The sequence below is a fragment of the Streptomyces sp. 150FB genome, assembly GCF_000818195.1.
Lineage (GTDB): Bacteria > Actinomycetota > Actinomycetes > Streptomycetales > Streptomycetaceae > Streptomyces.
The window spans coordinates 8,187,974-8,193,385 of sequence record NZ_JTHL01000001.1 but is presented as its reverse complement, the minus strand read 5'-3'; the positions used below and the strand labels follow the sequence as shown (position 1 = coordinate 8,193,385).

Below are 5,412 nucleotides of genomic sequence, written 5' to 3'. Positions count from 1 at the left end.
CGGCGACCAGCGCGCCGAGCGCGGTGAGGATGTCGACGGCCCTCGCCCGTCCGGCGGCCCCGGACGCGGTGCCGGGGAAGCGCGCGACGGCCATCGGCCAGGGCGCCGGGGTGAGGGCGCCCCCGGTGTCGGCGATGACGGTGACCTCGTCGGGCCACATCTCGGCGGGGCTCAGCAACACTGTCCCCTCCGGGTCGTGCACGGTGTCGCGCCAGGTCTCGTCGCTGATGATCCGCAGCCCTTCGCCGACGGCGGCCTCGCAGGCCTCGCGGACGAGTTCGGGCGGCGCGACGGTGGCGGTGGGGTCGTCGGGCAGGGAGAGCAGCAGCACCCGCGGCCGGCCGCCCTCGGCCCGTACCCGGCGTACGGTCTCCAGCAGCGCGTACGGATCGGGCACGCCGCCGTACGCCGCCGGGGTCGGTACGTGATAGGCGGGCCGGCCCAGGATCCGGGCCTGCGGCGTCCACCAGGCGGGGCAGGGTCGCGGCAGCAACAGGTCCCCACCGTACGAGGCGAGCAGCGCGAACAGCAACGGCTGCACGCCGGGCGCCGCCGCCATGTCGTGCGGTCTGCTCAGCAGCCCGCGCCGTGACCAGTAGCCCGCCGCCGCCTCCCGCAGTACCGGTCCTCCGCCCGGCGGCTCGGGCGTGGCGGGGCCGGCCGCCGCCGCGCAGACCTCGACCAGTTCGGGCAGGGCGGGCAGCCCGGCGCCGGGGGCGAACGGTCCGAAGCGGACGGGGCCATGGCCCTCGGGCGCCGTCCCGCGCATACCGCCACCTCCCGCATCAGCCGCCGGGGCCCGGCGGGTGAGTCCGCCGGGCGGATCTTCCGCCGTTACCTTCCGCCCTTACCTTCTGCCCTTTATACGGAGGTTTGTCGCCACCTGCTCCTCGGCATCCGCTCCCCTGACCCCGTACCGTGCGTGGGCCCGCGACCCCGGGGTACCCGCGTGGCATGTCTGACACCTCATCGGCCGTCCCTTCGGCGTACAACCAGGTCCGCACCGGGGCGCGGACCGGCCTCTCGGCGCTGCTGGCGGGCTGGGACGAGCAGGTCTTCCGCTCGGTCGCCACCCGGCACTGGCCCGGCGCCGGCCCCGTGCTGCCCCGGCTGAGCCGGAGCGCCAACCACGGACTGCTCTGGTTCGGCGCCGCCGCGGGGATCGTGGCACTGGGCAAGGGAGCGCGCTCGCGCCGGGCCGCCGTGCGTGGGGTCGCCTCGCTCGCTCTGGCCTCCGCCGCGGTCAACACCCTGGGCAAGCGGGCGGTGCGCCGCCACCGGCCGGTGCTGGACGCGGTGCCGCTGATAAGGCAACTGAAGCGGCAGCCCTTCACCACCTCCTTCCCCTCCGGGCACGCGGCCTCCGCCGCCGCCTTCGCGACCGGGGTCGCGATGGAGTCGAAGGGCTGGGGCGCCGTCGTGGCGCCGCTCGCCGCGGCGGTTGCGGTGTCCCGGGTCTACACGGGCGCGCACTATCCGGGTGATGTGCTGGTGGGCGCGGCGCTCGGCGTCGGCGCCGCCTACGCCGTACGGGGTGTGGTGCCGACGCGTTCCCAGATGCCGTCCCCGGGACGGCCGTACGCGGAGGCGCCCGCGCTGCCCGGCGGCAAGGACCTTGTCGTCGTGGTCAACAGGGCCTCGGGCTCCTCGGGCACCGCCACGCTGGTGCGTGACGCGCTTCCGCTCGCCGAGATCGTGGAGTGCGAACCGCAGGACGTCGAGGCCGAGTTGGAGAAGGCGGCGGCCGGACCCTGCGTCGCGCTCGGGGTCATGGGCGGCGACGGAACGATCAACAGGGCCGCGGCGATCGCCGTACGGTACGGCCTGCCGCTCGCGGTGTTCCCCGGGGGAACGCTGAACCACTTCGCCTACGACCTGGGCATCGAGGACGTCTACGACACCTGCCGGGCGCTGGTCGCCGGGGACGCCGTCCGGGTCGACCTGGGGCGCTTCACACCTGGCCCCGGCGGCTCCGGCGCCCCCGGGTACTTCCTCAACACCTTCAGCTTGGGCGTCTATCCGGAACTGGTGCGGGTGCGCGAGCACTGGGCGCCCCGGATCGGCGGCTGGCCCGCCGGCGTTCTGGCCGCCGTGGAGGTGCTGCGCGCACAGCACCAGCTCCGGGCCGAGTTCGAGGGGCGGCAGCGGTCGCTGTGGCTGCTGTTCGCCGGGAACTGCATCTACCAGCGCATGGGCCCCACCCCCGGACACCGGCACGATCTGGCCGACGGCCTGCTCGACGTACGCGTGGTGCACGGCGGCCGGATGCCGGGACTCCGGCTGCTCGCCGCCATGCTCGCGGGACCGCTGAGCCGTTCCCCCGTCCACGCGGCGGAGCGGATGCGCCGGGTACGGATCGGGGACATCGCGCCGGGGACGCCGCTGGCGTTCGACGGCGAGGTGGCGGAGTCGCCCCGGGCGCTGGTCGTGGACAAGGCGATCGAGGCGCTGACGGTGTACCGGCCGCAGGCGCTGCTGTAGACCGGAGCGGCCGTACGGGGGCGGGGCGCCGGGCCCAGGCGGCCCGGAATCCGTTGGACAGCCGTACGGCGGCCGCCCAGGATCGCCCGCATGGACACCGCCCCTTCCCCGGACTCGCCGGACTCCCCGGACGACTCCCCGGGCCCGTTCCTCGATGCCGCCCTGCTGACACCGCGGCTGCGACTGCGCCCCTTCACCGACACCGAGGGCGACCTGGACCTCCTGGTCGCCCTCGACAACGACGAGGGCGTGAAGCGGTTCATCGACGGCGGCAAGCCGCTCGCCCGCGAGGCGGCGCGCCGCGATGTCCTGCCGCGGGTGCTCGGGCGCGGCTTCCGCGCGGCCGAGGAGCGGTCGACGGGCGAGTGGCTGGGCTGGTTCTGCCTGGAGCCGCTGAGCGGCTCCGGCTGGGAGACCGTCGAACTCGGGTACCGGCTCCGCCGCACCGCCTGGGGGCGGGGGTACGCCACCGAGGGCGCCCGCGCCCTGGTCGCGACCGCCTTCGGCACGCTGGGGACACAGCGGGTGGTCGGGCGGACCATGACGGTCAACACCGGGTCGCGGCGCGTGCTGGAGAAGGCCGGACTGCGGTACGTACGCACCTTCTTCGAGGAGTGGCCCGAGACGATCGAGGGGTCCGAACACGGCGATGTCGAGTACGCGGTGAGCCGCGAGGAGTGGGGACGACTGTCCGTATCATGAGATCGGGGTCTCAGCATTCAACATCTCGGCGTAGCGTGGTCGCACCACTTCTTACGAAGGAGTCCGGCCATGCCGAAAGAAACCGCTGTCTACACCCATGGGCACCACGAGTCGGTGCTGCGTTCCCACCAGTGGCGCACGGCCGCCAACTCCGCCGCGTACCTCCTCGGCGAACTGCGGCCGGGGCAGGACCTGCTGGATGTGGGCTGCGGCCCCGGCACCATCACCGCCGACCTGGCGGCCCTCGTGGCACCCGGCACCGTGACGGCGGTCGACGCCTCGCAGGAGGTCCTGGAGAAGGCGCGGGAAGCGGCCATCGACCAGGGCGTGGACAATGTCCGCTTCGCGGTCGCCGATGTCCACGGACTGGACTTCCCCGACGACTCCTTCGACGTCGTCCACGCCCATCAGGTCCTCCAGCACGTCGGCGACCCCGTACAGGCGCTGCGCGAGATGCGCCGCGTGTGCAGGCCCGGCGGGATCGTCGCGGTGCGCGACTCCGACTACGGGGCCTTCACCTGGTTTCCCGAGATCCCGGTCATGGACGGCTGGCTGGAGCTGTACCGGGGAGTGGCCCGCTCCAACGGGGGCGAACCGGACGCCGGGCGGCGGCTGTTGTCCTGGGCCCAGCAGGCCGGGTTCACCGACATCACCCCGACCGCTGCCGCCTGGTGCTTCGCCACCCCCGAGGACCGCGCCTGGTGGAGCGGGCTGTGGGCGGACCGTACGGTCGCCTCCAGCTACGCCGAGCGGGTCGTCGCCGCCGGCCGGGCCACCCAGGAGCAGCTCGCCGAGATCGCCGAGGCGTGGCGCGACTGGGGCAGCCGGGAGGACGGCTGGTTCCTGACGCCGCACGGCGAACTCATCTGCCGCGTCTGAGCACGGGCGCTTCACCCGTTCAACGGGCCAGACCCGTTCAACAGGCCGGCACTTTTCAACCGATCAAGTCCCGGCCGAACCGATCTCCTCCCGGTGCGACGCCAACTAATCTGTTCAGCATGGAAATCCTGGGAACCACGCTGCGCATCTGCGTCGACGACCTGGAGACCTCGGTCGCGTTCTACGAACGCCTCACCGGAACCCGCGCGCTCCGCTTCGAGCGCGGTGGGGTCTCTGTCGCCGCCGTCAGTTGCTTCCTGCTCATGAGCGGACCCGCCTCCGAGATCGACGTCCTGCGCAAGGTCACGGCGACGATCGCCGTGAAGGACGTCGACGACGCGGTGTCCGCGCTCAACGACGTCGGCGCCAAGGTGCTCGTCGGCCCTGTGCCGAGCCCCGCCGGGCGCAATCTGATCGCCGTACATCCCGACGGTTCGGTCTTCGAGTACGTCGACACGAAGCCGGTCCGGTGACGCTGTCCCGGTCACCGGACCGGCTCCGGCCGCGCGTTCAGGCTCCCGGGCGCATCCGGTACTCGTAGGCCTCCGGCAGCGGGTCGTCGGTGAGCGCGGCCCACACCTCGCTCAGCGTCTCCGTCCCCTCCCGCAGGTCGGCGACCTCGAAACCGGCGTCGAAGAGGGCGCGGGCCGCTTCCTTCTCCCCCTCGGCGAGCAGCAGTCGGGCCTCGGCGAAGCGGAAGGCGCCGCGCCGCCTGGTGGCGTCCGGCAGCCGTTCGAGCACGGACCGCGCCCCTGCGGCGCGGTCCGCGGCGAGCAGCGCGTCGATGCTCTCGCGGCCGAGCGCCTCCACGGCCGCGGCCCAGGCGGTTTCGTCGATGTCGGCACCGGCCCCGGCGTTGGCACCGGCCGCGTCATGGTCCCGGCGCTCCCGGCACAGGTCGTCGAATGCCTCGGCGTACAGGTCGGCCGCCCGTTCGGGGTGGCCGCCCCGCAGGTCGGTGAAGGCAAGACAGCGCAGCAGCGGCCAGCGGGACGAGGCGCGGGCGAGGCCGCGCTCCCAACTCCGTACAGCCTGGGCCAGATCCCCGGCGTGCCACTGCGCCACCCCGAGGTGGTACTCGGTCAGCGGCTCGGCGGGCGCCGTCTCCAGCATGTCGCGCCAGTGCGGCGCGACGAGCGTGGGTCCCGGCGGGGTGCCAGGGCCGTGCCCCGGCAGCATGCCGCCCGTCAGCAGCTCGACCCAGGGCGCCTGTTCCTCGCCGAGCGTGGACTCGTCGAAGGGCGTGCCCGCCAGCTTGACGCCTGCCCTGAGCGTTTCGAGCGCACCCCAGCCGGAGCCGGTCGCGAGGCGTTCGCCCGGCTCAGCGTCGGCGTACGGCAGCCACGCCTC

At 73.8% G+C, this 5,412-nt stretch carries 5 protein-coding genes and 1 pseudogene; 4 read left to right on the top strand and 2 right to left on the bottom strand.

Features of this window, described 5'->3' with window-relative positions:
• A partial coding sequence (locus QR77_RS49495; RefSeq protein WP_347359810.1) for an aminotransferase class I/II-fold pyridoxal phosphate-dependent enzyme occupies nt 1–769 on the bottom strand: 769 nt, incomplete at its 3' end.
• A gap of 185 nt (nt 770–954) precedes the next feature.
• Here QR77_RS49495 and QR77_RS35155 point away from each other — a divergent pair.
• The 4 genes from QR77_RS35155 to QR77_RS35140 all read left to right on the top strand — a co-directional run bounded on the left by QR77_RS35155 (nt 955) and on the right by QR77_RS35140 (nt 4,535).
• Nucleotides 955–2,481 carry a bifunctional phosphatase PAP2/diacylglycerol kinase family protein gene (locus QR77_RS35155; RefSeq protein WP_040026051.1) on the top strand — a complete coding sequence of 509 codons (1,527 nt, stop codon included), beginning with the start codon at nt 955–957 and terminating at the stop codon, nt 2,479–2,481.
• Between the two features lie 90 nt (nt 2,482–2,571).
• Nucleotides 2,572–3,183: a GNAT family N-acetyltransferase gene (locus tag QR77_RS35150; protein ID WP_078877542.1), complete on the top strand. Its 612-nt coding sequence runs from the start codon at nt 2,572–2,574 to the stop codon at nt 3,181–3,183.
• 69 nt (nt 3,184–3,252) lie between these two features.
• Nucleotides 3,253–4,062, top strand: a complete 810-nt coding sequence (locus QR77_RS35145; protein WP_040026050.1) for a methyltransferase domain-containing protein — start codon at nt 3,253–3,255, stop codon at nt 4,060–4,062.
• Between the two features lie 119 nt (nt 4,063–4,181).
• Complete coding sequence (locus QR77_RS35140) at nt 4,182–4,535, top strand: VOC family protein (protein ID WP_040026048.1); 354 nt, start codon at nt 4,182–4,184, stop codon at nt 4,533–4,535.
• A 37-nt stretch (nt 4,536–4,572) separates the two neighbouring features.
• On the opposite strand, the pseudogene QR77_RS35135 reads toward QR77_RS35140, so the two are convergent.
• Nucleotides 4,573–5,412, bottom strand: a pseudogene (locus QR77_RS35135) (DUF5107 domain-containing protein); the annotation flags it as partial.

What these genes read in the sequence shown, in the direction of transcription:
- QR77_RS35140 (WP_040026048.1), top strand. Translation starts at nt 4,182, where the DNA reads ATGGAAATCCTGGGAACCACGCTGCGCATCTGCGTCGACGACCTGGAG.
- QR77_RS35145 (WP_040026050.1), top strand. Translation starts at nt 3,253, where the DNA reads ATGCCGAAAGAAACCGCTGTCTACACCCATGGGCACCACGAGTCGGTG.
- QR77_RS35155 (WP_040026051.1), top strand. Translation starts at nt 955, where the DNA reads ATGTCTGACACCTCATCGGCCGTCCCTTCGGCGTACAACCAGGTCCGC.
- QR77_RS35150 (WP_078877542.1), top strand. Translation starts at nt 2,572, where the DNA reads ATGGACACCGCCCCTTCCCCGGACTCGCCGGACTCCCCGGACGACTCC.